Here is a 25,583-nt window from a genome sequence, read left to right as displayed (position 1 = left end):
GGCAGCATGGCGGCGATTCTGGCACCGGGCACCGCGCCGCACCAGCAATAATCCGGCAAGCGATTCTTTCCCGCCTGGAATCAATGAAGCCCCACCTCGACCGCCCCGACCTCGAGTTGCTGCTGGCGATCCGCGAGCACGGCAGCCTGGCCGCAGCGGCATCCGCCTGCGATGTCGTGCCTTCGGTGATCACCAAGCGGCTCGCCGCGGTGGAAGCGCGCGTCGGCCTGAAGCTCTTCCAGCGCACCACGCGCAAGGTCGTGCCCACGCCCGAGGGCGAGGCGCTGTGCGACCGCGCCGTGGGCCTGCTCGCGGGCTTCCAGGCGCTGGAAGCCGAGCTGCAGGAGCGGCACGGCGAACCCGTGGGCCGCATCCGGCTGGCCGCCACCTTCGGCTTCGGGCGGCTGTGGCTGGGTCCGGCGATCGCCGGGTTCCAGCAACGGCACCCGCAACTGGAGGTGCAACTCCAGCTCACCGAACAGCTGCCCGACCTGGCGGTCGAGGGGTTCGACGGCGCGGTGTGGCTGTGGGCGGTGCGAGGCCAGCGCGCCAGCGAGTGGACCGGTCGGCGGCTCGCCCGCAACCAGCGCGTGCTCGTCGCCGCGCCCGCTTACCTGCGCGCGCGCGGCACGCCCGCCACGCTGGAGGAACTGGCGGCGCACGACTGCCTGGTGGTGCGCGAGAACGAACGCTTCGACGTCTGGCGGCTGCAGCGCGAGCGCGACCGGGCCGAGGTCCGCGTGCGCGTGGGCGGCCCGCTCTCGAGCAACTCGGGCGAGCTGGTGCGCGACTGGTGCCTGGCCGGCCGCGGCATCATGTTGCGCAGCCTGTGGGACATCGCCGGCGCGCTGGCCAGCGGCGAGCTCGTGCGGGTGCTGCCGGCCTATGCGATGGCTGACGCGGACATCCACTGGCTGGCGCCGCACACGGCCAGCACGCCCAAGCGCATCAAGCTGCTGGTGGACTTCCTGGCGGAGGAGTTCAGGACCGAACCGTGGAAGGCCGCACGACGAGGCTCACGCCCGCGGCGGTGAGCGCCATGCCGGCGACGATCAGCACGGTGATCGGCTCGCCGAACAGCACCCACGCCATCAACGCCGTCGAAGGCGGCACCAGGTACATCAGGCTGCTGACCGTGGTGGCGGCGCCGCGCTGGATCAGCAGGTACAGCAGCGAGCTGCCGCCCAGGGTGAGGCCCAGCACCGACCAGGCGACCGCGCCGGCGAGCTCGCGGTTCAGCGCGCCGTCGGCCAGCCACCAGCGCAGGCCTTCCTGCTCCAGCAGCGCCAACGGCAGGGTGACGACGAGGGCGGCCGTGAGTTGCACCAGGCTGGCGGTGCGCACGTCGCAAGGCGCCAGGAAGCGCTTCTGGTACAGCGTGCCCGCAGTGATGGAAAGCAGCGCGACCAGCGCGCAGGCGAGGTTCAGCGTTCCGACTTCGCCCAGCCCCAGCTTCTGCCACACGACCAGGACCAGTCCGCCCAGGCCCAGCGCCAGCCCGGCCCATTGGCGTGCGCCCACCTGGCCACCGCGCATGGACACCCACACGGCCGTCAGCACCGGCTGCAGGCCCACCAGCAAGGCCGCGAGTCCGGCGCCCATGCCCGCCTTGACGGCGGCCCAGACGCCGCCCAGGTAGCCGGCATGCATCAGGACACCCGTCACCGCCAGGTGCGCCCACTGCCGGCGATCGCGCGGCCAGGCCGCCCGGGCGAGCAGGGCCCAGGCCAGGAAGGCCGCGACCGAGAGCAGGTAGCGCACGACGAGGAACTTGAAAGGCGGCGCATGCGGCATGCCGTAGCGCGCCACGATGAAGCCGGTGCTCCAGATGACCACGAACACCGCGGGCATGGCCCGCACCAGCGGGTCGGCCCGCTCGCCCACGCCGGCGGCCATGTCCTCGCTAGCGGTCCACGCGCCGGCGGATTTCCGGCAGCGCCTTGCGCAGGTAGTAGATCATCGACCAGACGGTCAGGATCGCCGCCAGCCAGATCAGCCAGGTGCCCCACAGGTTGGTGTCGATGGCGCCGAACAGGTGGCCGTCGTACAGCAGGAAGGGGATGGCGATCATCTGCACGGTGGTCTTGAGCTTGCCCAGCATGTGCACGGCCACGCTCTTGGAGGCGCCGATCTGCGCCATCCACTCGCGCAGCGCCGAGATCGCGATTTCCCGGCCGATGATGATCAGGGCGACGAAGACGTCGGTCCGCCGCAGGTGCACCAGCACCAGCAGCGAGGCGCAGACCAGGAACTTGTCGGCGACCGGGTCGAGGAAGGCGCCGAAGGAGGAGGCCTGGTTCAGCTTGCGCGCCAGGAAGCCGTCCAGCCAGTCGGTGGCGGCGAAGACGATGAACATCACGGTGGCCACGAGGTTCTGCAGTTCGTGCTGGAGCCCGATGTAGAACACCCCGATCAGCAAGGGGATGGCGACGATGCGCGTCCAGGTCAGGAGCGTCGGGACCGTGAAGAACATGGAGCCCGATTGTGCATGACGTGGGCGCACCGCCGGTCAGTGCAGCGCGCGATAGATTTCCTCCGCCAGTTCGCGTGAGATGCCCTCCACGGTCGCGATGTCCTCCACGCTGGCGGCGGCCACCCCGCGCACCCCGCCGAAGCGTTGCAGCAGGCGCGCGCGCTTCTTGGCGCCGATGCCGGGGATCTCCTCGAGCTGGCTGCCGCCCACGCGCACGCGCGCCCGCCGCGCGCGCATGCCGGTGATCGCGAACCGGTGCGCCTCGTCGCGGATCTGCGCGATCAGCATCAGCGCCGCCGATTCGCGACCGAGGTAGACCTTGTCGCGGCCATCCGCGAAGACCAGTTCCTCCAGGCCCACCTTGCGCCCTTCGCCCTTCTCCACGCCGACGATGACCGACAGGTCCAGACCGAGCTCGGCGAACACCTCGCGCGCCATGCTCACCTGGCCGCGGCCGCCGTCGACGAGCACGAGGTCGGGCAGGCGCTGGGCACTGCCGCCGCCGCCGGGCTTGGCGCGCCTGGGTTTCATCGTGTCTTCCGCGGGCGCTCCGGCCGCCGGCGCTTGCGCGAGCTCCGTCGCAGCCTCGACCGGTGCCGCTTGCGCGACCTCGGCGGCGACGGCCTCCGATTCGAGCCCTTCGCCACCCGTGTCTTCCGCGGCCTCCTGCTCCTCGGACGGCGTCGCATCAGGCGTGTCGCGTCCCGCCTGGGCCAGCCGCGCGTAGCGGCGCGTCAGCACCTGGCGCATGGCCGCATAGTCGTCGCCGGGCGTGATGCCGTCGATGTTGTAACGGCGGTACTCGCGGTTCTGCATCTGGTGGTGGTGGAACACCACGCAGGACGCCTGCGTGGCCTCGCCCGCGGTGTGCGAGATGTCGAAGCATTCGACCCGGAAGGTGTCGAGGTTGTCGGGCGCGAGGTCCAGCGCGTCCACCAGCGCGCGCGTGCGGGCCTGCTGCGATCCTTCCTCCGCCAGCAGGCGGGCGAGTTGGAGCTCGGCGTTCTTTTCCGCCATTTCCAGCCACAGGCGGCGCTGGCCGCGCGGGTTGTGGACTGCGCCGATGCGGCTTCCCGCCTGCAAGGACAGGGCTTCGACCAGCTGCGGCTGCACCGGATGGCTCGTGATCAGGGCGGACGGCAGCGGCACGCCGATGTAGTGCTGGGCGATGAAGGCCTCGAGCACCTGCTCCTCGATCGTCTGGCCGTGGACCGCGTCCTGCTCGTCGTCGAACTCCTGCACGGCGGACGCGTCCTCGATGTGGCTGGGGAAGTAGGCCCGGTCGCCCAGGTGCCGGCCGCCCCGGACCATGGCCAGGTTGACGCAGGCCTTGCCGCCTTGCACGCGTACAGCCAGGATGTCCACGTCCTTGTCCGATGCGGTCTCCACCGACTGCTGGTGCAGCACCTTGGACAGCGCGCCCATCTGGTTGCGCAGTTCCGCGGCCTGCTCGAATTCGAGCTTTTCCGCGTGCGCCATCATGCGCGACTCCAGCGACTGCAGCACGCTCTGCGTGTCGCCGCGCAGGAAGGCCTCCGCATGCAGCACGTCCTGGTGGTAGTCCTCCGCCGAGACCAGGTTGACGCAAGGGCCGGTGCAGCGCTTGATCTGGTACAGCAGGCAGGGACGGGTGCGGTTGGCGAAGACCGTGTCCTCGCAGGTGCGCAGGCGGAACACCTTCTGCAGCAGCTGGATCGATTCCTTGACGGCCCAGGCGCTGGGGTACGGCCCGAAGTAGCGGTGCTTGCGGTCCACCGCGCCGCGGTAATAGGCCACGCGCGGGAACACGGCGGCCGAGGGCGAGCCGCCGCCGCGGTTGGCGAAGCCCTGCTTGTCCGGCGAGCCGGTGATCTTCAGGTACGGGTAGCTCTTGTCGTCGCGGAACAGGATGTTGTAGCGCGGCGCCAGCGTCTTGATCAGGTTGTTCTCGAGCAGCAGCGCCTCGGCTTCCGAGCGCACGACCGTGGTCTCCAGCTTCGCGATCTTGCTCACCATGTGGCCGATGCGGGTGCCGCCATGGTTCTTGGTGAAGTAGCTGGAGACGCGCTTCTTCAGGTTGCGCGCTTTGCCCACGTAGAGCACGCCGCCCTCGGCGTCGTAATAGCGGTAGACGCCGGGCAGCGCCGGCAGGGCCGACACTTGCGCGAGCAGTTCCTCGGAATGCATTCGCCCTATTATCCGGGCCGATGCGCTGGGACATCTTCTGCCAGGTGATCGACAACCACGGGGACGCCGGGGTGTGTTGGCGCCTCGCCGCGGAACTGGCCGCCCGCGGCGCTTCGGTGCGCCTGTGGATGGACGACAGCGCCATGCTGGCGTGGATGGCCCCGCAAGGTGCTCCAGGGGTGGAGGTGCTGCCCTGGCGCGATCCGCTGCCGCACGAGCAGCCCGGCGACGTGGTGGTCGAAGCCTTCGGCTGCGACCCGCCGCCGGCCTTCGTGCAGCGGATGGCGGCCTGCGCGCGGCCGCCGGCCTGGATCAACCTGGAATACCTCTCGGCCGAGCCCTACGTGGAGCGCAGCCACGGCCTGCCTTCGCCGGTGATGCAGGGGCCGGGGGCGGGCCTGACCAAGCGGTTCTTCTATCCGGGCTTCACGCCCCGCACGGGCGGCTTGCTGCGCGAGCAGGACCTGGCCGGGCGCCGCGCGGCCTTCGACCGCGAGGCGTGGCTGCGGCAGCGGGGCGTCCCGCCACAGGACCGCGTGATCAGCCTCTTCTGCTACGAGCCGGCCGCCTTGCCCGGGCTCCTGGACCAGCTCGCGAGCAGCGATCGGACGACCCACCTGCTGGTCACGGCGGGCCGCGCCAGCGCAGCCGTGCAGGCGCTCGGCGCGCAGGACCGCGGCAGGCTCCACCTGCATTGGCTGCCCCTGCTCACGCAGCGCGGCTACGACGAACTGTTGTGGTCCTGCGAGCTGAATTTCGTCCGCGGCGAGGATTCCCTGGTGCGCGGCCTGCTCGCGGGCGTGCCCCTGGTCTGGCAGATCTATCCGCAGGACGACCTGGCGCACCACGCCAAGCTGCAAGCCTTCCTCGCCTGGCTGCAGCCGCCGGCCACGCTGCGTGATTTTTTCCTGGCGTGGAATGGCGTCACGGCCGGGCCCCTGCCGCCGCTGGCGCTCGACGCCTGGCGCGAAACGGCCGGCCGGGCGCTGGAAAAGACGCACGCGCTGCCCGAGCTCGCGACCGAGCTGGAGCGGTTTGCGGCCGGGCACGCTAGAATATAGAGCTTTGCGTTACAGGGCAGACCGCCCGCAGACGCACCCCTTGCCGCCCACCGCAGACCCTGCGCGCGCCGCGGCTTCTCCATCGAAGACACCGTCATGAAAATCGCTCAGGAAATCCGCGCCGGCAACGTGATCATGCAGAACGGCCAGCCGTGGGTCGTTCTCAAGACCGAATACTCCCGCGGCGGCCGCAACGCCGCCACCGTGCGCATGAAGCTGAAGTCCCTGCTGAACAACCAGGGCACCGAACTCGTCTTCAAGGCCGACGACAAGATGGACCAGGTCATCCTGGACAAGAAGGAGTGCACCTACTCCTACTTCGCCGACCCGATGTACGTCTGGATGGACTCCGAGTACAACCAGTACGAGGTCGAGAAGGACAACATGGGCGACGCCCTGAACTACCTCGAGGACGGCCTGCCCGCCGAAGTGGTGTTCTACGAAGGCAAGGCGATCTCGGTCGAACTGCCCACCAGCGTGGAGCGCGAGATCACCTGGACCGAGCCGGCCGTCAAGGGCGACACCTCGGGCAAGGTGCTCAAGCCCGCCAAGATCGCCACCGGCTTCGAGATCGGCGTGCCGATCTTCGTGGCGCAGGGCGACAAGGTGGAGATCGACACCCGCACCGGCGAATACCGCCGCCGCGTGTAAGCTCGGCCCTGCCGCGCACCAGGCTCCGCAAGGGGCCTTTTTCTTTTCCACCGTGTCTTTCGCGTTCGACCGCATCGCCGTGCCTTTCCGCATGCAGCCCGGGCTGCAGCGCCTGGCCGCGGATGCACGCCACCTGACGCCGCTGGCCGCGGGCAGCGCCCTGTGGCAGGAGAAGAAGCGCGTGCTCGAGGCCGGCGCCAGCCGGCTGGCCGTGGCCGGCTTCGATGCACGACCCGCGCTCGCCGCCATCCTGGCGCAGGCGCGGCGCGAAGGGCTGGCCGCGGCCGAACCCATCGAGCTGGCCTTCGAGGAAGACTTCGCCGTGCTGGAAGCCGGCGGCACCACCCTGCCCTGGCTGTGCGTCTGCGTGCCCTCGCACTGGGCGCCGGAGGACAAGCTGGGCCTGCCTTTCACGGCGGTCCACGCCCCGGTCGCCGACAACCAGGCGCTGCTCGCGGCGGCGACGCAGCTGGTGCGCCTGGCCACGGGCGGCGAGCGCTTCGAGCGCTTCGTCTGGACGCTCACGCCCAGCGGGCGCTACGACCAGCACCCGCAGCGCCATGCGCGCCTGCCCTGGCCCGACCTGCAGGACCCGCAGGCCTTCGCCGCGCAATGCTTCCTGCGCAGCGAACGCCAGACCTTCTTTCCCGTCCCGGACGTGCCCGGGCAGGCCGTGTTCACCATCCGCGTGATGCTGCAGCCCCTGCCGGACGCCGTGCGCACGGGCGAGGACGCCCGGCGCCTGCACGGCGCGCTGGCATCCATGAGCGAAGCCGTGCTCGCGTACAAGAGCCTGGCGCCCGCGCGCGCGCGGCTGCTGGCCTGGCTGGCCCTGCGCAGCGCCTGATGGAGCTCCTCACCCGCATCGCGCAGGTGATCGTGCCGGTCTTCCTGATCGTGGCGATCGGCTACGCCTACGCGCGCCGCGTGCACCCGGACATGACGGCGTTCAACCGCATCGTGCTGGACGTGCTGTCGCCGGTGATCGTCTACACGGCGCTCGCCGGCAAGGAGTTCCAGCTGCGGGAGAACCTGCCCCTGCTGGGTGCGGGCGCGCTGCTGATCCTGCTCACCGGAATCGTGGCGTGGGCCGTCGCGCGCGCGGCGCGCACCTCCGCCCGCACCCTGGTGCCCGTGGTGATGTTCACCAACTGCGGCAACATGGGCCTGCCGCTCGCGCTGTTCGCGTTCGGGCCGCCCGGCTTCGGTGCCGCGGTGGCGCTCTTTTCCATCAGCAACCTGCTCCACTTCTCGCTCGGCGCGCGCATCACCAGCGCGCAGTCCAGCACGCGCGAGCTGCTGCTCAGCCCGCTGATGCTCGCCAGCGCACTGGGCTTTGCCAGCGCGGCCAGCGGCGTCCGGCCGCCCGACATGCTGTTCTCCGGCCTCAAGCTGCTGGGGGAAGCGATGGTGCCGCTGATGCTGTTCGCGCTGGGCGTGCGCCTCACGCAGCTGCGCCGGCGCGACGTGCCGCGCGGATTGCTGGGCGCCTTCGCGCGGCCGTTGGTGGGACTGGTGGTCGCCGTGCCACTCGCCTGGGCCCTGGGCCTGGAAGGCACGGCACGCGCACAGCTGATCCTGTTCGCGGCCTTGCCGCCGGCGGTGATGCAGTACCTGCTGGCCGAGCGCTACGGCCAGGAGCCCGAGCGGGTCGCCGCCATGATCCTGCTGGGCAACGCGCTGGCCGTGCTGTCGGTGCCCGTCGGCCTGGCGCTGGCCTTCTGAGCCTCCTCAGTGGCGAGTGAGCGCCCAGACCAGCATGCCGACCATGCTCACCACCGAGCCGACGATGGCCGCCCACATCAGCGGGCGCAGGCTGGCACCGGCGCCCGGCGACCGCCCGGCCAGCGGTTCGCTGCCCGGATAAGGCGCGGTGTAAGGCAGGCTCTCCGCGAGTTCGCCCGCGGCTTGCGCTTTGAGCAGGTCCAGGCTCACGCGCTGCATGCGCCTGTCCTCGCTGGTGCGCACCCACAGGTCCACCACGGTGCCGCGCAGGCGCGCATGGGCGATGTCCTGCAAGGGAAACTTCACGCGGTCCTCGCGCCACGCGAGGCCGTCGCGAAAGCGCCCGGAGATGCGTAACACCTTGGTCTGCACGCGCACCTCGATCTCGCCCTTGAACGCCGGGATGTCGTGGCCCTTGCCTTCCACTTCCAGCAGCTGGCCGGCGTGGATGCCCTGCACGACGGAGTGGCTGCCGCCGCCGGTGGGCGGCGCATGCAGGCTGCTGGCCTCGAAACCGGACTCCGGCTGCTGGCCCTGGCGCACGAGCTCGCCGACGGTGAGCTGCGCCCCGTCCGCGCCCAGCAGCACGTCCTTGCTGTTCAGCGCCTTCTTGACCCTCATGCCGACGATGGTGCGGCGGTTGAACGGGCCGAGCCGGCGGCCTTCGTGCAGCACGTGGTAGACCGGGTGTTCCACCGCTATCCCTTCTTCTTGTCCCGACAGGATAGCGGCAGGCGGCGCCGGCCGGGAATCCGGCCCGGGCGCGATTGCGGCCACAATCGCTGCATATGTCTTCGACCCGCAACATCCACGACCGGCGGCTGGCCGATGCCTGGGCCACCCTGCAGGCCCATGCCGACGCCGGCCTGCCCCTGGACCCCGAGGCCAACCGGCTCGCCTTCGCCGACCCCGAGTTCCTGCTGCGCCGCGAGACGCGCGGCATCCGCATCCAGCTCGAGCTGCTCAAACCCGACCTGGAACAGCAGGCGCACGGCATCGAGAACACCATCGTGGTGTTCGGCAGCGCGCGCTTTCGGGACCAGGCCAGCGCCGACGCGCTGGTGAAGAAGGCGCAAGCAGCGACGCAGGCCGTCCCGGCCGACGCGGGCGGCGAGACCGGCCCGGCGCCGGTCGATGCCAGGCGCGCCAAGGCCCTCGCCCGCAACGCCCACTACTACGAGAAGGCCCGCGCCTTCGGCCGCCTGGTGGCCGACTACAGCGCCGGCAAGGAGCCGCGCGACATGCTGTTCGTGTGCACGGGCGGCGGCCCCGGCATCATGGAAGCGGCCAACCGCGGCGCCGACGAGGCCGGCGGCGTCAGCGTGGGCCTGTCCATCGCGCTGCCCATGGAGGAAGCGGCCAACCCCTACGTCACGCCGGCGCTGTCCTTCAAGTTCCACTACTTCGCCCTGCGCAAGATGCATTTCATGATGCGCGCGAAGGCATTGGTCGCCTTCCCCGGCGGCTTCGGTACGCTGGACGAGCTGTTCGAGGTGATCACGCTGGTGCAGACCAAGAAGGCGCGCCAGGTGCCGATCGTCCTGTTCGGCTCGGACTACTGGAAGCGGCTGATCAACTTCGAGTTGCTGGTCGACGAAGGCGTGATTTCGCCTGCCGACCTGGACCTCTTCCAGTTCGCCGACGATCCGCAGTCCGCCTGGGACATCATCCGGAACTTCTATCGGCTTTGATGTCCTTCAGGCTCCAGCCGACGCGGATGCCCGCGCCGACGGTGGCCGCGACGGTCCAGAAGACCGCGCTGATGCCCACCACGGCGCCGGCGCCGCCGAACAGCATCGGCATGGCGACGCTGGAGGCATTGATCACCATCATGCGCATGCCCACCGCCTCTCCGTGGCGGTGCTCGGGCGTGATCTGGTGCAGCATGCTCATGACCATCGGCTGGACCATGCCCAGCGCGATCCCGAGCAGCACCGAACACAGCCCCATGGTGAGGGCATGGTGCATGAAGGGGTAGACGGCGTAGATCACGGTCGTCGCGGCCATGGCGGTGACGATCAGCACCCATTCGCGCACGCGGGCCGCCAGCAGCGGCAGGACGACGCGGATGGCCGCGGCCGAGAACGCGAACACGCCCAGGATGGTGCCGATCACCGAAGCCGACAGCCCGCGTTCGTGGCCTAGCACCGGCACGACGAAGGTGTGCACGTCCCAGGCCGAGGACAGGAACCAGTTGACCAGGATCAGCCGGCGGAACGCCGGGTCGCGCCACAGGTCCCAGGCACGCCCCCTGTGCGCTGCGTGCGCGGCGCTGACCGGCGCCAGTTCGTGCGCCTGGCGCACGAAGTACCAGGTCACCAGCGGCATCAGCGCCAGCATCAGGAACGCGGCGCGGAAGCCGGCATGGTCGATCACCAGGCCGGCCGTGAACGGACCGACGAAGTTGGAGAACGCCGGGCCGATGGCCAGCCAGGAGAAGGCCTGCTTGAGCTCGCCCGGCGACTGCGCCGCCCGGCCCACGTGCCGCTGCAGGGCGATCACGGCGGTGCCGGTGGCGCCCCCGGTGAGCAGGGCCGCGACGCACAGCACCGGGAACACCGGCCACGCAAAGGCCAGCGCCCCGCCCAGGGAGGCCGCGCCCACGCTCAGCGCGAAGGGCCTCTTCAGCCCGTGGCGGTCGGCGAAGCGGCCGGCCGGCAGCGACAGGAAGACCTGCATCAGCGCATAGAGCGACAGCAGCACGCCCACGGCGAGCTCGCTGTAGCCGGCGCGCAGCGCCAGGAGCGGCGCCGCCATGCGCATGCCCGCCATCGTGGCGTGCAGGAAGATGTGGCCGATGATGAGCCGGAACAGCTCGCGCCGGCGCGCGCTGGCGTCAGGGCTCGCTGTCGTCACCGTTGTCGGCCAGCGGCAGCAGGGCCTGGGCCTCGGTTTCGGGCAGCGCTTCCACCTTCTTGAGCGCGCGCTGCATCTGCTTGGCGCGGGTGTCGGCCTTGTCCAGCGTGTCGGCGGCGCGGTGGACCTGGTCGCGCACGGACTCCACCCACTTGCCGTAGCGCTCGAACTCGGTCTTGACCGCGCCCAGCACCTTCCACACTTCGGAGGCCTGCTGCTCCAGCGCGAGGGTGCGGAAGCCCATGTGCAGGGAATTGAGCATCGCCAGCAGCGTGGTCGGGCCGGCCAGCGTCACGCGGTAATCGCGCTGGATCTTGTCCATCAGGCCGGGACGCCGCAGCACCTCGGCGTACAGGCTCTCGATCGGCAGGAAGAGGATCGCGAAGTCGGTCGTGTACGGCGGGCACAGGTAATACTCGCAGATCGACTTGGCCTCCTCGCGGATGCGCACTTCCAGCGCGCGGCCGGCGCTGTCGATGCCCGCCTGGTCGGCCCGGTCGTGCGCCTCCAGCAGGCGCTCGTAGTCCTCGCGCGGGAACTTGGCGTCGATGGGCAGCCACACCGGCTCGCCGTCGGCGCTGCGGCCGGGAAAGCGGATCGCGAAGTCCACGCGCTGGTTGCTGCGCGGCTTGGTCTCCACCTGCTTGCCGTACTGCTCCGGCGTCAGCACCTGCTCCAGCAGGTTCTCCAGCTGCACTTCGCCGAACATGCCGCGCGTCTTCACGTTGGTCAGCACGCGCTGCAGGTCGCCCACGCCCTGGGCCAGGTTCTGCATCTGGCCCAGGCCGTGGTGCACCTGCTCCAGCCGCTCGGCGACCTGCTTGAAGCTCTCGCCCAGGCGCGCTTCCAGCGTGTGCTGCAGCTTCTCGTCCACCGTGCGGCGCATCTCCTCCAGCTTGGCGGCGTTGGTCTGGTGCATGGTGTTGAGCTGGGTCTCCAGTGTCTGCCGCACTTCGGCCATGCGGCGGGCATTGGATTCGCTCAGGCCCTGCAACTGCGTCGACAAGGTGTCGGTGAGCGTCTTGTGCGTCAGCGTCAGCGTGTCCGACAGCGTCTTTTGCGTCAGCGTCAGCTGCTGGCCGAAGGCGTCGATCTGCTGGTTCTGCGTGCGCGTCGCCTCCTGGCCCTGCTGCAGCAGGCTTTGCTGGAAGGTCGCGAGCGTCTGCGTCATCTCGCCGCGCAGGCCGCGCGAGGACTCGCTGATCTCGCGGCGCAACTCGCGCTCCAGCCGCTCGTTGGCCGCCATCAGTTCGGCGCGGCCGGTGTCGGGGACCGGCGGCTTGCGCATCAGCAAGGCCACCATCAATACGACGCTGGCCAGGGCCAGCGCCATCACGATCCAGATTTCCACTAGGACTTCTTCAGGACTTCGGGGTTCAGGGGGGTGAGCGGCTTGCCGTTCACCAGGAAGCCGACCAGGTTGTCGGCGGCGAGCTGCGCCATCGCGCGTCGCGTCGCGACGGTGGCGCTGGCGATGTGCGGCGTGAGGACCACGTTGGGCACGGCCAGCAGGTCCGGGTGCACCCGGGGCTCGCCTTCGAACACGTCCAGGCCGGCCGCGGCGATGCGCCTGTCCTTCAGGGCCTGCGCCAGGGCCGCGTCGTCGACGATGCCGCCGCGGGCGATGTTGACCAGCGTGGCCGTCGGTTTCATTTGCGCGAGTTCCGCCGCGCCGATGGCGTGGTGCGACTCCGCCGAATACGGCAGCACCAGCACGAGGTGGTCGGTGGTCTTGAGCAGTTCGTCCTTGCCCACGTAGCGCGCCTTGCACTCGGCTTCCAGCGCCGGCGAGAGGCGGGAACGGTTGTGGTAGATCACGTTCATGCCGAAGCCATGGGCGCCGCGCTTGGCGATGCCCTGGCCGATGCGGCCCATGCCCAGGATGCCCAGCGTGCTGCCATGCACCTCGGCGCCGGCGAACATGTCGTAGCGCCACTTGGTCCACTGGCCGGCGCGCAGGTAATGCTCGCTCTCGGCGATGCGCCGGGCGGTGGCCATCAGCAGCGCGAAGCCGAAGTCCGCCGTCGTTTCGGTCAGCACGTCCGGCGTGTTGGTGCCCAGCACGCCGGCCTGCGTCATGGCCGCGAGGTCGAAGTTGTTGTAGCCCACGGCCATGTTGGCGCAGACCTTCAGCTGCGGGCAGGCGGCCAGCAGCTCGGCGTCGATGCGCTCGGTGCCGGTGGTGAAGGCGCCCGCCTTGCCCTGCAGGCGCCGGGCGAGTTCCTTCTTGTCCCAGGTGGCGTCGTCCTGGTTGTGTTCCACCTCGAAATGCCGTTCGAGGTGCGCGAGGGTTTCCGGGAACACGGCCCGGGCGACGAGGATGCGGGGTTTGCTCATGAGGTCTCAGCGGAACCAGACAAAGGTCATGACGAGGAAAAGCGGCACGAGAATGGCCGCGGACCATGCCATGTAGCCGAAGAAGCCCGGCATTTTGACACCACGCTCCTCCGCAATGGCCTTGACCATGAGGTTGGGTGCGTTGCCGATGTAGCTGTTGGCTCCCATGAAGACCGAACCGGCGGAGATCGCCGCCAGGACGGGCGCGAGTTCGGTCATGAGCCGGCGTGCGTCGCCGCCGGCCGTGTTGAAGAACACCAGGTAGGTCGGCGCGTTGTCCAGGAAGGAGCTCAGGAGACCGCTGGCCCAGAAGTACATCGCCGGGTCAGGCGTGCCGTCCGGACGGGTCACTGCGGCAATGACGGGTGCGAACGGCCCCTCGGCGCCGGCGCGCAGCATGGCGATCACCGGCACGATGGTCACGAAGATGCCCGCGAAGAGCTTGGCGACTTCCTGGATCGGCTGCCAGGAGAACTGGTTGTCCTCGTGCACGGAGGCGGGGGTGATGCGCACGGACAGGATGGTCACGGCCACCAGACCGATGTCGCGTACCAGCCCCGGCAGGCCGATCTCGGTACCCGCCACGTGGAAGACGACGGGTGACTTCCAGAAGCCGCTCACGAGCACGAGGCCCACGATAGCGGCCAGCAGCCAGAAGTTGCGGGCGCCGTCGAAACCGATCCCGCGGGTGTCCGGGGTCGGGTCGAGGGGACGGACTTCCTCCCGCCTGTGGTAGTAGTACCAGTCGAGCGCGTAGAAGACGGACAGCAGCGTGCCGACCAGGAACAGCGTCTCCGGGAAGATGTGGCCGACGGTCCAGAAGAAGTCCACCCCTTGCAGGAAGCCCAGGAACAGCGGCGGGTCGCCCAGCGGAGTAAGGGAACCGCCGGCATTGGACACGATGAAGATGAAGAAGACGATGATGTGGGCGCAGTGCGTGCGATTGTCGTTGGCGCGGATCAGCGGGCGAACCATCAGCATGGACGCGCCCGTGGTACCCATGAAGCTCGCCAGGACCGCGCCGATGGCCAGGATCGCGGTATTCAGGGCCGGGCTGCCATGCATGTTGCCGCGCACGTAGATGCCGCCCGCGACGGTGTAGAGCGCCGTGATGAGGATGACGAAGGGAAGGTACTCCTCCAGAACGACGTGCAGCAGGGCCGAAGCGGCCGCGGGCAGCCCGAACATGGCTGCGAACGGCAGCAGGAAGGCGAGGGCCCAGGCTGCCGCCAGCTTGCCGTAGTGGTGGTGCCAGAACCACGGTGCCAGCAGCGGACCCAAGGCGATGGACAGCAGGATCCCGGCGAAGGGCACGCCCCACAGGGCGGAAAGTTGCGACGCGTCCACGGGCGCGGCCACGGCCCACGCCGGGCACAGCAGCAGGCAGGCCAGCCCCAGCGGCCTGGATCGGATCATCGGGTTTCCTTCGTGGCCGGGCAGGCCGGCGGCTCGTTGTGTTGGCCGCGGAGCATACCGAACCGGCCGCGGGTAGGTGACGGCCTACCCGGCGTACGGAGCGCTTCCTACCAGTTGAGCCACGCGATGGCGGGAGCATCCCCACAAGAGCCGCCCGCCACGGGCGCACAAGGGGAAGCGCGATGAACCAAGACCGGGTTCAGGGCCGGTGGCGGCAGATCAAGGGCAAGGTGAAGGAGCAGTGGGGCAAGCTCACCGACGACGACCTGGACGTGATCGCCGGTCGCCGCGAGCAGCTGCTCGGTCGCATCCAGCAGCGCCACGGCGTGGCGCGCGAGGAGGCGGATCGCCAGGTGCGCGCGTTCGAAGAGACCCATCCCGACCACCGACTGGACGACGGCCGCGAGCACGGCCCGGCGTCGGGCCGGGAAAAACGGACCTGAGGCAGCGCCGCGAAGCGCCGAGCCCCGCCGGACTCACTCGAGCCAGCGCACGAAGCCCTCGACCGGCTCGCGCGGCGTGTGGAAGCCGTTCACCCGGGCGTCCAGGTCCGCGTAGCCCAGCGACATCCCGCACACCATCATCTCGCCCTCGCCCGCGCCGATGTGCGTCAGGATGATCTTCGCGAAGCCGTTCCAGGCCGCCTGCGGGCAGGTGTGCAGGCCGCGGGCGCGCGCCGCCACCATCACGTTCTGCAGGAACATGCCGTAGTCCATCAGCGAGCCGCGCCCGAGGATGCGGTCGATGGTGAACATGAAACCCACGGGCGCGTCGAAGAAACGGAAGTTGCGCTGGTGCTGGGCGTGCATCTTGTCCTTCTCCCCCTTGGCGATGCCCAGCAGGCCGTACAGGCTCCAGCCGTTCTCGCGCCGCCGGTCGATGTAGGGCGAGACCCACTTGGTGGGGTAGTAGTCGTATTCCTCGCGGTACTCCTGCGCCAGCGCCGGGTCCGCATAGATCGCGTCGTGGGCGGCGCAGACCTTTTCCACCAGGCTGTCGCGGCTCGCCCCCTGCAGCACGTACGCCTTCCAGGGCTGGGTGTTGGTGCCCGAAGGCGCGCGGCTTGCCACGGCCAGGATCTCCTCAATCGTCGCGCGCGGCACCGGCTTGTCGCGCAGGAAGGCGCGGCAGGAAAAGCGGCTGGCGATGGCGTCGGCCACGCTCGCGGGATCGGCCACCACCGTGGCCACCTGGCTCGTGTTCACTGCAATTCCTCCAGCACGCGCCGCAGGCGCTCGGGCAAGGCGGCCGGACGGCGCGTGGCGCGGTCCACGTAGACGTGCACGAAGTGGCCCTTGGCCACCGTGAGGGCCTCGTCCTGCAGGAACAGGCCCACCTCGTAGCGCACGCTGGAGTTGCCGATCTTCGCCACGCGCAGGCCGGCCTCGACCAGCTGCGGGAACTCCACCGGCGCGAAGTAGTTGCACTGCGTCTCGATGACCAGGCCGATGGTCTTGCCCTGGTGGATGTCCAGGGCGCCCTGCTCGATCAGGTGCGCGTTGACGGCGGTGTCGAACCAGCTGTAGTAGACGACGTTGTTCACGTGCCCGTAGGCATCGTTGTCCATCCAGCGGGTGCTGATCGTGCGGAAGGCCTTGTAGCCCCCGCGTCCTTCCGGCTGCGGCTTGTTGGCGTCGCTCATCGCGGGCGATTGTGCCAGCGGCGCGCGTACTGCACGGCCACGGCGAAGGTGTTCACCTGCACCTGCACGGTGTCCTCCATGCGCTGGCCATAGCCCCCGGCCATGGCGAAGGCGAGCGGCAGGCCGCGCGCCCAGGCCCAGTCGAACACGCGCCGGTCGCGCGCTTCAAGGCCGTCCCAGGTGAGCTTCAGGCGGCCGAGGCGGTCGCCCTCGTGCGGATCGGCGCCGGCCAGGTAGATCACGAGGCCGGGATCGAAGCGATGCGCGAGCTCCTCGAGCGCGCGTTCGAGCGCCTGCAGGTAGGCATCGTCGCCGGTGCCATCGGGCAGGTCCACGTCGAGGTCGCTGGCCTCCTTGCGGAACGGGAAGTTCTTCTGCCCGTGCAGCGAGAGCGTGAAGACCGTCGGGTCATCGCGGAAGATGCGGGCGCTGCCGTTGCCCTGGTGCACGTCCAGGTCGACGATCGCCACGCGCAAGGGCCGGCGCCGTCGCCGTGCATGTTCGGCCTGCAGCAGGCGGGCGGCCACCGCCGCGTCGTTGAAGACGCAAAAGCCACCGCCCTTGTCCGCATAGGCATGGTGCGTGCCGCCGGCGATGTTCGCCGCGACGCCCTCCTCGCAGGCGACGCGGCAGGCAGCGATGGTCGCGCCGACGGACCGGCGCGCCCGGTCCGCCATGGCCGGGCTCCAGGGGAAACCGATTTCGCGCATCACCACGGGGTCCACCGAGCCGTCGCTGATCGCCTGGATGTAGGCGGGGGTGTGGACCAGGGCGAGCTCGCCGTCGCTGGCCGGCTCGGCCTGCGCCAGCCGGATCTCGGGCAACTCGGCCGCCAGCCGGTCGCGCAGCAGCTGGTACTTTCCCATCGGGAAGCGGTGGCCGGGCGGCAGCGGCAGGACGAACTGGGTGGCGTAGAAGACCTGCATCGGGGGCATTGTCCCGGGTCGTGAACTTTAGGCAGGATTACGTACTTTGCTGCAACGCAACAAAAAAGGCTTGCAATGGCTGGCGGCGCCCGTATACTTCCACCCATGCTGCACTGCAACATCGTCAGGGCAGTTGAAACGAAGTTCCTGCAACCCTTTTCACTACCCGGAGATTCCATCCATGCTGACCGCTGAGCAATTGCTGGCCGCCCAAAAAGCCAATGTCGAAACCCTGTTCGGACTGACGTCCAAGGCCTTCGAAGGCGTCGAGAAGCTCGTCGAGCTGAACGTCACCGCGACCAAGGCCGCGCTGGTCGAAGCCGCCGAAACCACCCAGTCCCTGCTGTCCGTCAAGGACGCGCAGGAACTGCTGGCCCTGCAAGCCGCCCTCTTCCAGCCCCTGGCCGAGAAGACCGCCGCCTACAGCCGCCACCTGTACGACATCAGCTCCTCCACGGGCGCTGAATTCAGCCGCACGGTCGAAGGCCAGTTCGCCGACGTCCAGAAGAAGTTCCTGGCCGTCGTGGACAACGCCGCCAAGAACGCCCCGGCCGGCTCCGAGACCGCCGTCGCCGTGTTCAAGAGCGCCGTTGCCGCCGGCAACAACGCCCTGGAATCCGTGCAGAAGGCCGTCAAGCAGGCCAGCGACGTCGCCGAAGCCAACTTCAACGCGGTGGCCACCACCGCGGTGAACAACGCCAAGGCCCCGAAGGCCAAGCGCGCCTGAGACTTGCATTGAGGGTTCCTTGACTCCACCTCGGTGGGGCGGGAACTCCGGACCTGGAGTCCTACTCACTCGATACTCCCGCGCCCGACGCGGGGGGTTTTCTTCAGGTTGTCTCCTCGGGTCCTTCCGACACCCTCACGGGTTTCCGGGATCCCTTCGGCCTCCAGTGGCAACACTGGAGGCCTTTTTCATGGCGCGTGGGCTTTCGCTTCCAGGGCAGCGCGCAGCTGCGGCAGCAGCGCCTGCATCGCGGCGCGTCCGGCGTTGATGGCCCGCTGCTTGCCCGTGAAGTCGCCGCTGCCCATGCCGGTGAGCGCCGGCCGCACGACCACGTCGGCGTCCCTGAGCTCCCAGCTGTTGATGCTCTTGCCCATGATGGCGAAGGTCTGCATCAGCACCTGCAGCGTGTCGCCGGACGGGTTGCCTTCGGGCGCGCTGGAGATGTCCACCGCGATGACCACCTCGGCGCCCATCTGCCGGGCGTAGCGCACCGGCACCGGCGACACCAGCCCGCCATCGACGAACTCCTGGCTGCCGATGCGCACGGGCAGGAACACCGCCGGCACCGCGCTGGACGCGCGCACCGCCGTGCCCGTGTCGCCGCGCTGGAACAGCACGCCGGTGCCGGTGCGCAGGTCCGTGGCCACGATGCCGAGCGGCAGCGCCATGTTCTCGATCAGGCGGTGGTTCACCTGCGTGTTGACGTAGCGTCCCAGGGCCTCGCCGCGCAGCACGCCGCGGTTGAACAGCGGCAGCGTCCAGTCCGCGAACGCCGCTTCGTCCATCGCCATCGCCACCTGCTGCAGCTGCTGCGCGCTGCGGCCGCTGGCATACAGCGCCGCGACGAGGCTGCCGGCCGAGGTGCCGACCACCAGCGCGGGCTTGATGCCGGCCTCTTCCAGCACCTGGATCACGCCGACGTGGGCGAAGCCCCGGGCCGCGCCGCCGCCCAGCGCCAGGCCCACGCGCGGCGGCACCTTGGCCACCGCGGGAGGCGGTGCGGCGGGCGGTTCCGCCGGCTTGGGTGCCGGCGCCGTGGCGCAGCCGGCCAGCGCCAGCATGCAGGCCGCCAGCGCGGCGGTGCCAAGCTTGCGCCGCCGGTTATTGAGAATGATTCGCGTTTGTTTTATGATCGTCCGCTCCCAACAGAGCGCCCAGCAAAGGATAACCCCATGATTTCCAAGGCCGCCGCCGTCGCGACGCTGCTCGCCGCCGCCCTCGGCACTGCCGCCGCGCAGGAGCAGGTGCTGAACCTCTACTCCGCCCGCCACTACTCGACGGACGAGGCGCTGTACAGCAACTTCACCAAGGCCACCGGCATTCGCATCAACCGCGTGGACGCCGACGACGCCGGTATTCTGGCCCGCCTGAAGGCCGAAGGCGCCGCCTCCCCGGCGGACGTGATCCTGCTGGTGGATGCCGCCCGACTGTACAAGGGCGACGTCGACGGCCTGTTCAAGCCAGTGAAGTCCGCCGTGCTGGAAGACGCCATCCCCGCGCAACTTCGGGCCCCGGCCACCGCCGAAGGCACCACCTGGTTCGGCTTCTCCACGCGGGCGCGCGTGATCGTGTACGACAAGATCAAGGTCAAGCGCGAGGACGTGGACACCTACGAGGAGTTGGCCGATCCCAAGAACAAGGGCAAGGTCTGCCTGCGTTCCGGCTCGCACCCCTACAACCTGTCCCTGTTCGGCGCGGTCACCGAGCACCTGGGCGAGCAGAAGGCCGAAGCATGGCTCAAGGGCATCGTGGCCAACATGGCGCGCGACCCCAAGGGCGGCGACACCGACCAGATCAAGGCCGTCGGTGCCGGCGAATGCCAGGTCGCGGTGAGCAACACGTATTACATCGCCCGCCTGCTGCGCTCCACCGCCCCCGAGGACCGCAAGCTGATGGAGCGCGTCGGCGTGGTGTTCCCCAACCAGCAGTCCTGGGGCACGCACGTCAACATCGCCGGCGGCGCCGTGGCGAAGAACAGCAAGAACACGGCCGCCGCCGTGAAGTTCCTCGAGTACCTGGCCAGCGCCGAGGCGCAGAACTACTTCGCCAACGGCAACAACGAATGGCCCGCCGCCCGGGGCGTGAAGGTGAACAACCCCGCGCTCACGGCCATGAGCGGCGGCGGCGAGTTCAAGACGGAGACCATCCCGATCGCCACGGTCGGCGCCAACACGGTCAAGGTGCAGCAGATGCTGGACCGGGTCGGGTTCAAGTAGCAGCCATGCATCCCGGGCCCGGGCCCGGGAGGACGTTCAGCAAAGCCCGCCGCCGGCGGGCTTTTTCATCTCCATAATCGACGCGCACGTCAATCCAAGGAGCTCAGAGATGGACATCCAGGGCAAGGTCTTCCTCGTCACCGGCGCAGCGTCGGGCCTGGGCGAAGGCACCGCACGCATGCTGGCCGCCAGCGGCGGCAAGGTCGTCGTCGCCGACATGCAGGCCGACAAGGGCGAACAGGTCGCCCGGGACATCGGCGGCGTGTTCGTGACATGCGACGTCAGCCAGGAAGCCGACGCCCAGGCGGCCGTGGCCAAGGCCGTGTCCCTGGGCAAGCTGATGGGCCTGGTCAACTGCGCGGGCATCGCCCCGGCGGAAAAGACCGTCGGCAAGAACGGCGCCCACAGCCTCTCCGTGTTCAGCAAGACCATCATGGTCAACCTGGTGGGCACCTTCAACATGATCCGCCTGGCCGCCGAAGCCATGGCGAAGAACGCTCCCGAGCCCACCGGCGAGCGCGGCTGCATCGTGTCGACCGCCTCCGTCGCGGCCTATGACGGCCAGATCGGCCAGGCGGCGTACAGCGCGTCCAAAGGCGGCGTGGTCGGCATGACCTTGCCCATCGCCCGCGACCTCGCCCGCAGCGGCATCCGCAACATGACCATCGCGCCCGGCATCTTCGGCACACCCATGCTGTTCGGCATGCCCAAGGAGGTGCAGGATGCGCTGGCGGCCAGCGTGCCCTTCCCTTCGCGCCTGGGCACGCCCGAGGACTACGCGAAGCTGGCGAAGCACATCTTCGAAAACGACATGCTCAATGGCGAGGTGATCCGCCTGGACGGCGCGATCCGGCTGGCCCCCAAGTGAACCGCCGGCGCGGGCCGCGCGGCCTGTAGTCCTCCCCGGAACGACAAAGCCCCCGGGAGCAAACGATGCGCCGCCGCGTCCTCACTTGCCTCGCCGCCTGCTTGCTGGCCGCGTGCGCGGGCATGCCCTTCACCGGCACCCGCCCGTCGGCAACCCCTGCCGGCTTCGGCTACGCGGTGCCGCAGCAGCCGGAGGCTTCCTCCGGCCTCACGGCCAAGCCGGGCTGGGCCACGACGAAATTCGCCGTCGCCGCTGCCAACCCGCTGGCCACCGACGCGGGTTACCAGGTGCTCAAGGCCGGCGGCTCCGCCGTCGATGCGGCAATCGCGGTGCAGATGGTGCTGGCGCTGGTCGAACCGCAGTCCAGCGGCATCGGCGGCGGCACCTTCCTGCTGCACTTCGACGGCCGCGAGGTGGAAGCCTTCGACGGCCGCGAGACTGCGCCCGCCGCGGCCGACGAGCGCCTGTTCATGGGGGCCGACGGCCAGCCGCTCGCCTTCTACGATGCGGTGGTCGGCGGCCGTTCCGTCGGCGTGCCGGGCACGCTCCGGGTGCTGGAGCTGGCGCACCGCCAGCACGGGCGCCTGCCCTGGGCCGCGCTGTTCCAGCCCGCGATCCAGCTGGCGGAGGACGGCTTTCGCGTCAGCCCGCGGCTGAACGCCTTGATCCAGGCCGATGCCCACCTGGCCAGGGATCCCACGGCCCGCGCCTACTTCTACCAGGCCAACGGCCAGCCGGTCGCCGTCGGCAGCACGCTGCGCAATCCGCAGCTGGCCGCGGTGCTGCGGCGCGTCGCCAGCGAAGGCCCGCGCGCGTTCTACCAAGGCGACATCGCCCGGGCCATCGTCGACAAGGTGCAAGGCCACCCGACAAATCCCGGCAGGCTGACGATGGCCGACCTCGCCGGCTACCAGGCGAAAAAGCGCGCGCCCCTGTGCAGCGACTACCGCACGCCGCCGCGCGAATACCGCATCTGCGGCTTTCCCCCGCCCAGCTCCGGTGCCATCGCCGTCGCCCAGATCCTCGGCATCCTCGCGAACACGACGGCGGACACGCTGCCGCTGGTTGCGGGCCTGCCCTCCGCCGACTGGCTGCACCTCTACAGCGAAGCCGCCCGGCTGGCCTTCGCCGACCGCGGCCAGTACCTGGGCGACCCCGACTTCGTGCAGCCGCCCGCGGGTGACTGGAGGAGCCTGCTGGCCCCGGCGTACCTGCAGGCGCGCGCGGGCCTCATCCGCCCGCAAAGCATGAAGGTCGCGCAACCCGGCACGCCCGGGCAGCGCACCAGCGAGTACGGCCCCAGCGCCGAGCAGGTGGAGCACGGCACCTCGCACATCAGCATCGTCGACCCCTTCGGCCAGGCGATCGCGATGACCACCACCATCGAGGACCAGTTCGGCGCCCGCCAGATGGTGCGCGGCTTCATGCTGAACAACGAGCTCACCGACTTCAGCTTCGCGCCGACCGACGCCCAGGGCCGGCCGGTGGCCAACCGGGTGCAGGCCGGCAAGCGGCCGCGTTCGTCCATGGCGCCCACGCTGGTGTTCGACAAGGCCACGGGCCAGTTCGCCATGAGCGGCGGCAGCCCGGGCGGCGCGCTCATCATCCACTACACCGCCAAGGCCCTGTACGGCGTGCTGCACTGGGGCCTGACGCCGCAGCAGGCGGTGGACCTGCCCAACTTCGGTTCGATCAACGGGCCGACGCTGCTGGAACAAGGGCGCTTCCCCGCCGCCACCGTGCAGGCGCTGCAGGCGCGCGGCCACGAGGTGCACGAGGTGGACATGACCAGCGGCCTGCAGGCGATCACCGTCGGCAACGTGCACGGCACGCAGATGCTCCTGGGCGGCGCCGACCCGCGCCGCGAAGGCATCGTCATGGGAGATTAGGCTTCTTGTCGATGCGCTCGTACTCGGAGATCACCTGCGCGCCGAGCAGCAGCAGCGTCGCGGCGATCTCCAGGCTGAAGAGGACCACGATCGCGGTGGTGAGCGAGCCGTAGACCACGCTGACCTGCGACAGCGTGCTGAAGTACCAGACCAGCACGCGCCGCGTCAGCTCCCACAGCAGCGCGGCGGTGATCCCGCCCACCAGCGCGTGGCGCCACCACAGGCGCCCCACCGGCATCACCATGTAGATCGAGGTGAGCAGCAGGATTTCGCCCAGCAGGCCCAGCAGGTACAGCAGCACGCCCGACACGCCATGCAGCGACCACATCAGGCCGATGAAGAAGACGCTGTCGTCGCCCATCGCCTGGATGCTCCCGGCCACCATCGTCATCACCAGCAGCCCGAAGCCCAGGCAGAGGATGTAGACGTAAGGCAGCAGCGCCGAGACGAGGAAGTGCCGCCGCCGCACGGTGAAGCGGTGCAGGAAGATCACCGACATCGCCTTCTCCAGCACCGTGAAGGCCAGCGAGCTGAAGAACAGCATTGTCGCGAACAGCAGCCAGCCGATGACGTCGCGGTGCTGCACGAAATTGGCCAGCTCGATCACGATCGCCTTGGACTGCCCCGGCATCAGCAATTCCAGGTAGCGACCCAGCGTCGTCAGCAGCTCGCGCTGGTCGACCAGGTGCGACAGGGCAATCACCGTCAGGATCAGCAGCGGCACCACGGACAGCAGCGCGTAGTAGGCGACGGCGCCGGCGAGCAGCAGCCCCTGGTTCGCCTTGAATGCCTTGAGCACCTTGCGCGCGAAGGCGCCGGGATTGGCGAGCACGTAGGCGCCGGCGGGACTCAGGACGGGCATGCGGCCGAGTATGCCTGCGCGCCCCGCCGCTGGGGGTCGAAGGCGCGCTGTAGAGCTACCGTTGCCTCTGCCCACCGGGCAGAGGGCGAGGGGCACGCACGGCCCTTACACATCGATCGCGTCCGCCGATCCCGCCTGCTTGCGCAGCTCGAACTTCTGGATCTTGCCGGTCGATGTCTTGGGCAATTCACCGAAGACCACCGCCCGCGGCACCTTGAAGCCGGCGAGATGCTTCTTGCAGTGCGCCACCACCTCCTGCGCCGTGAGCGTCGCCCCGGCCTTGAGCTCCACGAAGGCGCACGGCGCCTCGCCCCACTTGGGGTCGGGCTTGGCGACCACCGCCGCGGCCAGGATGTCCGGATGGCGGTACAGCACGTCCTCCACCTCGATCGAGGAGATGTTCTCGCCGCCCGAGATGATGATGTCCTTGCTGCGGTCCTTGATCTTGATGTAGCCGTCCGGGTACTGCACCGCGAGGTCGCCCGTGTGGTACCAGCCGCCGGCGAAGGCCTCCTGCGTCGCCTTCGCGTTCTTCAGGTAGCCCTTCATGGTGATGTTGCCGCGGAACATGATCTCGCCCATGGTCTCGCCGTCCCAGGGCACGGGCTGCATGCTTTGCGGATCCAGCACGCGGGCGCTGCGCTGCAGGTGGTAGCGCACGCCCTGGCGTGCGTTCAGCCGCGCCCGCTCGCCGATGTCCACCTGGTCCCATTCCTCGTGCTTGGCGCACGCCGTCGCCGGCCCGTACACCTCCGTCAGGCCGTAGACATGCGTCAGGTCGAAGCCCAGCTTTTCCATGCCTTCGATCAGCGAGGCCGGCGGCGCCGCGCCCGCCACCATCGCCTTGACGCCGCGCGGCAACCCCTTTTTCAGCGCCTCGGGCGCGTTCACCAGCATGCCGTGCACGATGGGCGCGCCGCAGTAGTGCGTGACGCCGTATTCGCGGATGGCGTCGGCCATCGCCTGGGCCTCGACCTTGCGCAGGCACACGTTCACGCCCGCGCGCGCCGCGATCGTCCACGGGAAGCACCAGCCGTTGCAATGGAACATCGGCAGGGTCCACAGGTAGACCGGGTGCTTGGGCATGTCCCATTCGAGGATGTTGGAGATCGCGTTGATCGCCGCGCCGCGGTGGTGGTAGACCACGCCCTTGGGATTGCCGGTGGTGCCGCTGGTGTAGTTCAGCGCGATCGCATCCCACTCGTCGGCGGGCAGTTGCCAGTCGAACGCAGGGTCTCCCGTTGCCAGGAAGGCCTCGTAGGTGGTGCTGCCGATGCGCTGCGCCTCGCCGGTGAAGATCGCATCCTCGGCATCGATCACCAGCAGCGGCCGGGTCTCCTTGCGCAGGGCGATGGCCTTGTGCATGACGCCTGCGAACTCCGGATCCACGATCACCGCCCTGGCCTCGCCGTGATCGAGCATGAAGGCGATGGCTTCGGGGTCCAGCCGCGTGTTCAGGGCGTTGAGCACCGCGCCCGCCATGGGGATGCCGAAGTGCGCCTCCACCATGGGGGGCGTGTTGGGCAGCATGACCGCCACCGTTGCGCCCTTGCCCAGGCCGGCCGCCTGCAAGGCGCTCGCCAGCCGGCGGCAGCGTTCGTAGACCTGGGCCCAGGTCCGGCGCAGGCCCCCGTGGACCACGGCGTTGCGTTGCGGATAAACCTCGGCCGCGCGCTCCAGGAACGACAATGGCGACAAGGGCGTGCAGTTGGCCTCGTTGCGCGCGAGGTCCTGGTCGAAAATCCCAGCCATGCCCGGTCTCCTGTCG

At 69.5% G+C, this 25,583-nt stretch carries 25 protein-coding genes; 11 read left to right on the top strand and 14 right to left on the bottom strand.

Going from position 1 to position 25,583, the window contains the following annotated elements; all coding sequences use genetic code 11:
- Positions 1-83 precede the first annotated feature (83 nt).
- Positions 84-1,034, top strand: a complete 951-nt coding sequence (locus AC3EGR_RS21735; protein ID WP_488548616.1) for a LysR substrate-binding domain-containing protein — start codon at positions 84-86, stop codon at positions 1,032-1,034.
- On the opposite strand, the gene AC3EGR_RS21730 is transcribed toward AC3EGR_RS21735, so the two are convergent.
- Genes AC3EGR_RS21730 through uvrC form a run of 3 tightly spaced genes read right to left on the bottom strand, consistent with a single transcriptional unit; the run spans position 982 to position 4,648 of the window.
- Positions 982-1,896: a DMT family transporter gene (locus tag AC3EGR_RS21730; RefSeq protein WP_488548615.1), complete on the bottom strand. Its 915-nt coding sequence runs from the start codon at positions 1,894-1,896 to the stop codon at positions 982-984. The genes AC3EGR_RS21735 and AC3EGR_RS21730 overlap by 53 nt on opposite strands.
- Before the next feature lie 7 nt (positions 1,897-1,903).
- Complete coding sequence (gene pgsA, locus AC3EGR_RS21725; RefSeq protein ID WP_488548614.1) at positions 1,904-2,473, bottom strand: CDP-diacylglycerol--glycerol-3-phosphate 3-phosphatidyltransferase; 570 nt, start codon at positions 2,471-2,473, stop codon at positions 1,904-1,906.
- 36 nt (positions 2,474-2,509) lie between these two features.
- Positions 2,510-4,648 (bottom strand): excinuclease ABC subunit UvrC, encoded by a 2,139-nt coding sequence (gene uvrC, locus AC3EGR_RS21720; protein ID WP_488548636.1) that lies wholly within the window; start codon positions 4,646-4,648, stop codon positions 2,510-2,512.
- Between the two features lie 11 nt (positions 4,649-4,659).
- Here uvrC and earP point away from each other — a divergent pair, with 11 nt between their 5' ends.
- The 4 genes from earP (at position 4,660) to AC3EGR_RS21700 (ending at position 8,076) form a co-directional block, all read left to right on the top strand.
- Positions 4,660-5,700 carry an elongation factor P maturation arginine rhamnosyltransferase EarP gene (earP, locus tag AC3EGR_RS21715; RefSeq protein WP_488548613.1) on the top strand — a complete coding sequence of 347 codons (1,041 nt, stop codon included), beginning with the start codon at positions 4,660-4,662 and terminating at the stop codon, positions 5,698-5,700.
- A 96-nt stretch (positions 5,701-5,796) separates the two neighbouring features.
- The gene (gene efp, locus AC3EGR_RS21710) at positions 5,797-6,351 is read left to right on the top strand and encodes an elongation factor P (RefSeq protein WP_488548612.1); all 555 of its coding nucleotides are present in this window, start codon (positions 5,797-5,799) and stop codon (positions 6,349-6,351) included.
- A 52-nt stretch (positions 6,352-6,403) separates the two neighbouring features.
- A complete protein-coding gene (locus AC3EGR_RS21705; protein ID WP_488548611.1) occupies positions 6,404-7,198 on the top strand; it encodes a heme-dependent oxidative N-demethylase subunit alpha family protein in 795 nt (264 codons plus the stop codon).
- Positions 7,198-8,076: an AEC family transporter gene (locus AC3EGR_RS21700; protein WP_488548610.1), complete on the top strand. Its 879-nt coding sequence runs from the start codon at positions 7,198-7,200 to the stop codon at positions 8,074-8,076. Before AC3EGR_RS21705 ends, AC3EGR_RS21700 begins: the two co-directional genes overlap by 1 nt.
- A gap of 6 nt (positions 8,077-8,082) precedes the next feature.
- Here the strand turns inward: AC3EGR_RS21700 and AC3EGR_RS21695 are convergent, their stop codons facing one another.
- A complete protein-coding gene (locus AC3EGR_RS21695) occupies positions 8,083-8,772 on the bottom strand; it encodes a hypothetical protein (protein ID WP_488548609.1) in 690 nt (229 codons plus the stop codon).
- Positions 8,773-8,864: 92 nt separating this feature from the next.
- Between AC3EGR_RS21695 and AC3EGR_RS21690 the strand changes: the two genes are divergently transcribed.
- Positions 8,865-9,767, top strand: coding sequence for an LOG family protein (locus AC3EGR_RS21690; protein WP_488548608.1), 903 nt, complete (start codon positions 8,865-8,867; stop codon positions 9,765-9,767).
- On the opposite strand, the gene AC3EGR_RS21685 is transcribed toward AC3EGR_RS21690, so the two are convergent.
- From AC3EGR_RS21685 to AC3EGR_RS21670, 4 genes are read right to left on the bottom strand one after another with little or no spacing between them, the layout of a single operon-like run.
- Complete coding sequence (locus tag AC3EGR_RS21685) at positions 9,742-10,932, bottom strand: MFS transporter (protein ID WP_488548607.1); 1,191 nt, start codon at positions 10,930-10,932, stop codon at positions 9,742-9,744. The two genes, AC3EGR_RS21690 and AC3EGR_RS21685, sit on opposite strands and share 26 nt — an antisense overlap.
- A complete protein-coding gene (locus AC3EGR_RS21680; RefSeq protein ID WP_488548635.1) occupies positions 10,913-12,265 on the bottom strand; it encodes a DNA recombination protein RmuC in 1,353 nt (450 codons plus the stop codon). The genes AC3EGR_RS21685 and AC3EGR_RS21680 overlap by 20 nt, the downstream gene beginning before the upstream one ends.
- A 17-nt stretch (positions 12,266-12,282) precedes the next feature.
- On the bottom strand, positions 12,283-13,269 hold the full coding sequence (locus AC3EGR_RS21675) for a 2-hydroxyacid dehydrogenase (RefSeq protein WP_488548606.1): 987 nt from the start codon (positions 13,267-13,269) through the stop codon (positions 12,283-12,285).
- Positions 13,270-13,275: 6 nt separating this feature from the next.
- Positions 13,276-14,685 (bottom strand): sodium:proton antiporter, encoded by a 1,410-nt coding sequence (locus AC3EGR_RS21670; RefSeq protein WP_488548605.1) that lies wholly within the window; start codon positions 14,683-14,685, stop codon positions 13,276-13,278.
- A gap of 182 nt (positions 14,686-14,867) precedes the next feature.
- Here AC3EGR_RS21670 and AC3EGR_RS21665 point away from each other — a divergent pair, with 182 nt between their 5' ends.
- Positions 14,868-15,128, top strand: a complete 261-nt coding sequence (locus AC3EGR_RS21665) for a CsbD family protein (RefSeq protein ID WP_488548604.1) — start codon at positions 14,868-14,870, stop codon at positions 15,126-15,128.
- 33 nt (positions 15,129-15,161) lie between these two features.
- Here AC3EGR_RS21665 and AC3EGR_RS21660 read toward each other — a convergent pair whose 3' ends face one another.
- From AC3EGR_RS21660 to AC3EGR_RS21650, 3 genes are read right to left on the bottom strand one after another with little or no spacing between them, the layout of a single operon-like run.
- Entirely contained in the window at positions 15,162-15,890 is a 729-nt protein-coding gene (locus AC3EGR_RS21660; protein ID WP_488548603.1) for a nitroreductase, read from the bottom strand.
- Positions 15,887-16,327 carry an acyl-CoA thioesterase gene (locus AC3EGR_RS21655; protein ID WP_488548602.1) on the bottom strand — a complete coding sequence of 147 codons (441 nt, stop codon included), beginning with the start codon at positions 16,325-16,327 and terminating at the stop codon, positions 15,887-15,889. The genes AC3EGR_RS21660 and AC3EGR_RS21655 overlap by 4 nt, the downstream gene beginning before the upstream one ends.
- Positions 16,324-17,253, bottom strand: coding sequence for a histone deacetylase family protein (locus AC3EGR_RS21650; RefSeq protein WP_488548601.1), 930 nt, complete (start codon positions 17,251-17,253; stop codon positions 16,324-16,326). Before AC3EGR_RS21650 ends, AC3EGR_RS21655 begins: the two co-directional genes overlap by 4 nt.
- A 181-nt stretch (positions 17,254-17,434) precedes the next feature.
- Here AC3EGR_RS21650 and AC3EGR_RS21645 point away from each other — a divergent pair, with 181 nt between their 5' ends.
- On the top strand, positions 17,435-17,980 hold the full coding sequence (locus AC3EGR_RS21645; protein ID WP_488548600.1) for a phasin family protein: 546 nt from the start codon (positions 17,435-17,437) through the stop codon (positions 17,978-17,980).
- A 188-nt stretch (positions 17,981-18,168) separates the two neighbouring features.
- Here AC3EGR_RS21645 and AC3EGR_RS21640 read toward each other — a convergent pair whose 3' ends face one another.
- Positions 18,169-19,041 carry a patatin-like phospholipase family protein gene (locus AC3EGR_RS21640; protein ID WP_488548599.1) on the bottom strand — a complete coding sequence of 291 codons (873 nt, stop codon included), beginning with the start codon at positions 19,039-19,041 and terminating at the stop codon, positions 18,169-18,171.
- Between the two features lie 111 nt (positions 19,042-19,152).
- Here AC3EGR_RS21640 and AC3EGR_RS21635 point away from each other — a divergent pair, with 111 nt between their 5' ends.
- From AC3EGR_RS21635 to ggt, 3 genes are all read left to right on the top strand, one after another.
- Entirely contained in the window at positions 19,153-20,196 is a 1,044-nt protein-coding gene (locus AC3EGR_RS21635) for an extracellular solute-binding protein (RefSeq protein ID WP_488548598.1), read from the top strand.
- Positions 20,197-20,305: 109 nt separating this feature from the next.
- Positions 20,306-21,064, top strand: a complete 759-nt coding sequence (locus tag AC3EGR_RS21630; protein WP_488548597.1) for a 3-hydroxyacyl-CoA dehydrogenase — start codon at positions 20,306-20,308, stop codon at positions 21,062-21,064.
- A 65-nt stretch (positions 21,065-21,129) separates the two neighbouring features.
- The gene (gene ggt / locus AC3EGR_RS21625; protein WP_488548596.1) at positions 21,130-22,953 is read left to right on the top strand and encodes a gamma-glutamyltransferase; all 1,824 of its coding nucleotides are present in this window, start codon (positions 21,130-21,132) and stop codon (positions 22,951-22,953) included.
- Here ggt and AC3EGR_RS21620 read toward each other — a convergent pair.
- Both AC3EGR_RS21620 and AC3EGR_RS21615 read right to left on the bottom strand, forming a co-directional pair.
- Positions 22,940-23,815, bottom strand: coding sequence for a YihY/virulence factor BrkB family protein (locus AC3EGR_RS21620; protein ID WP_488548595.1), 876 nt, complete (start codon positions 23,813-23,815; stop codon positions 22,940-22,942). The genes ggt and AC3EGR_RS21620 overlap by 14 nt on opposite strands.
- A 105-nt stretch (positions 23,816-23,920) precedes the next feature.
- Positions 23,921-25,567 carry an acyl-CoA synthetase gene (locus AC3EGR_RS21615; protein WP_488548594.1) on the bottom strand — a complete coding sequence of 549 codons (1,647 nt, stop codon included), beginning with the start codon at positions 25,565-25,567 and terminating at the stop codon, positions 23,921-23,923.
- Positions 25,568-25,583 lie beyond the last annotated feature (16 nt).

It is taken from the genome of Ramlibacter sp. G4-7, from assembly GCF_057784995.1.
This window is presented reverse-complemented; position numbering and strand designations above follow the sequence as displayed.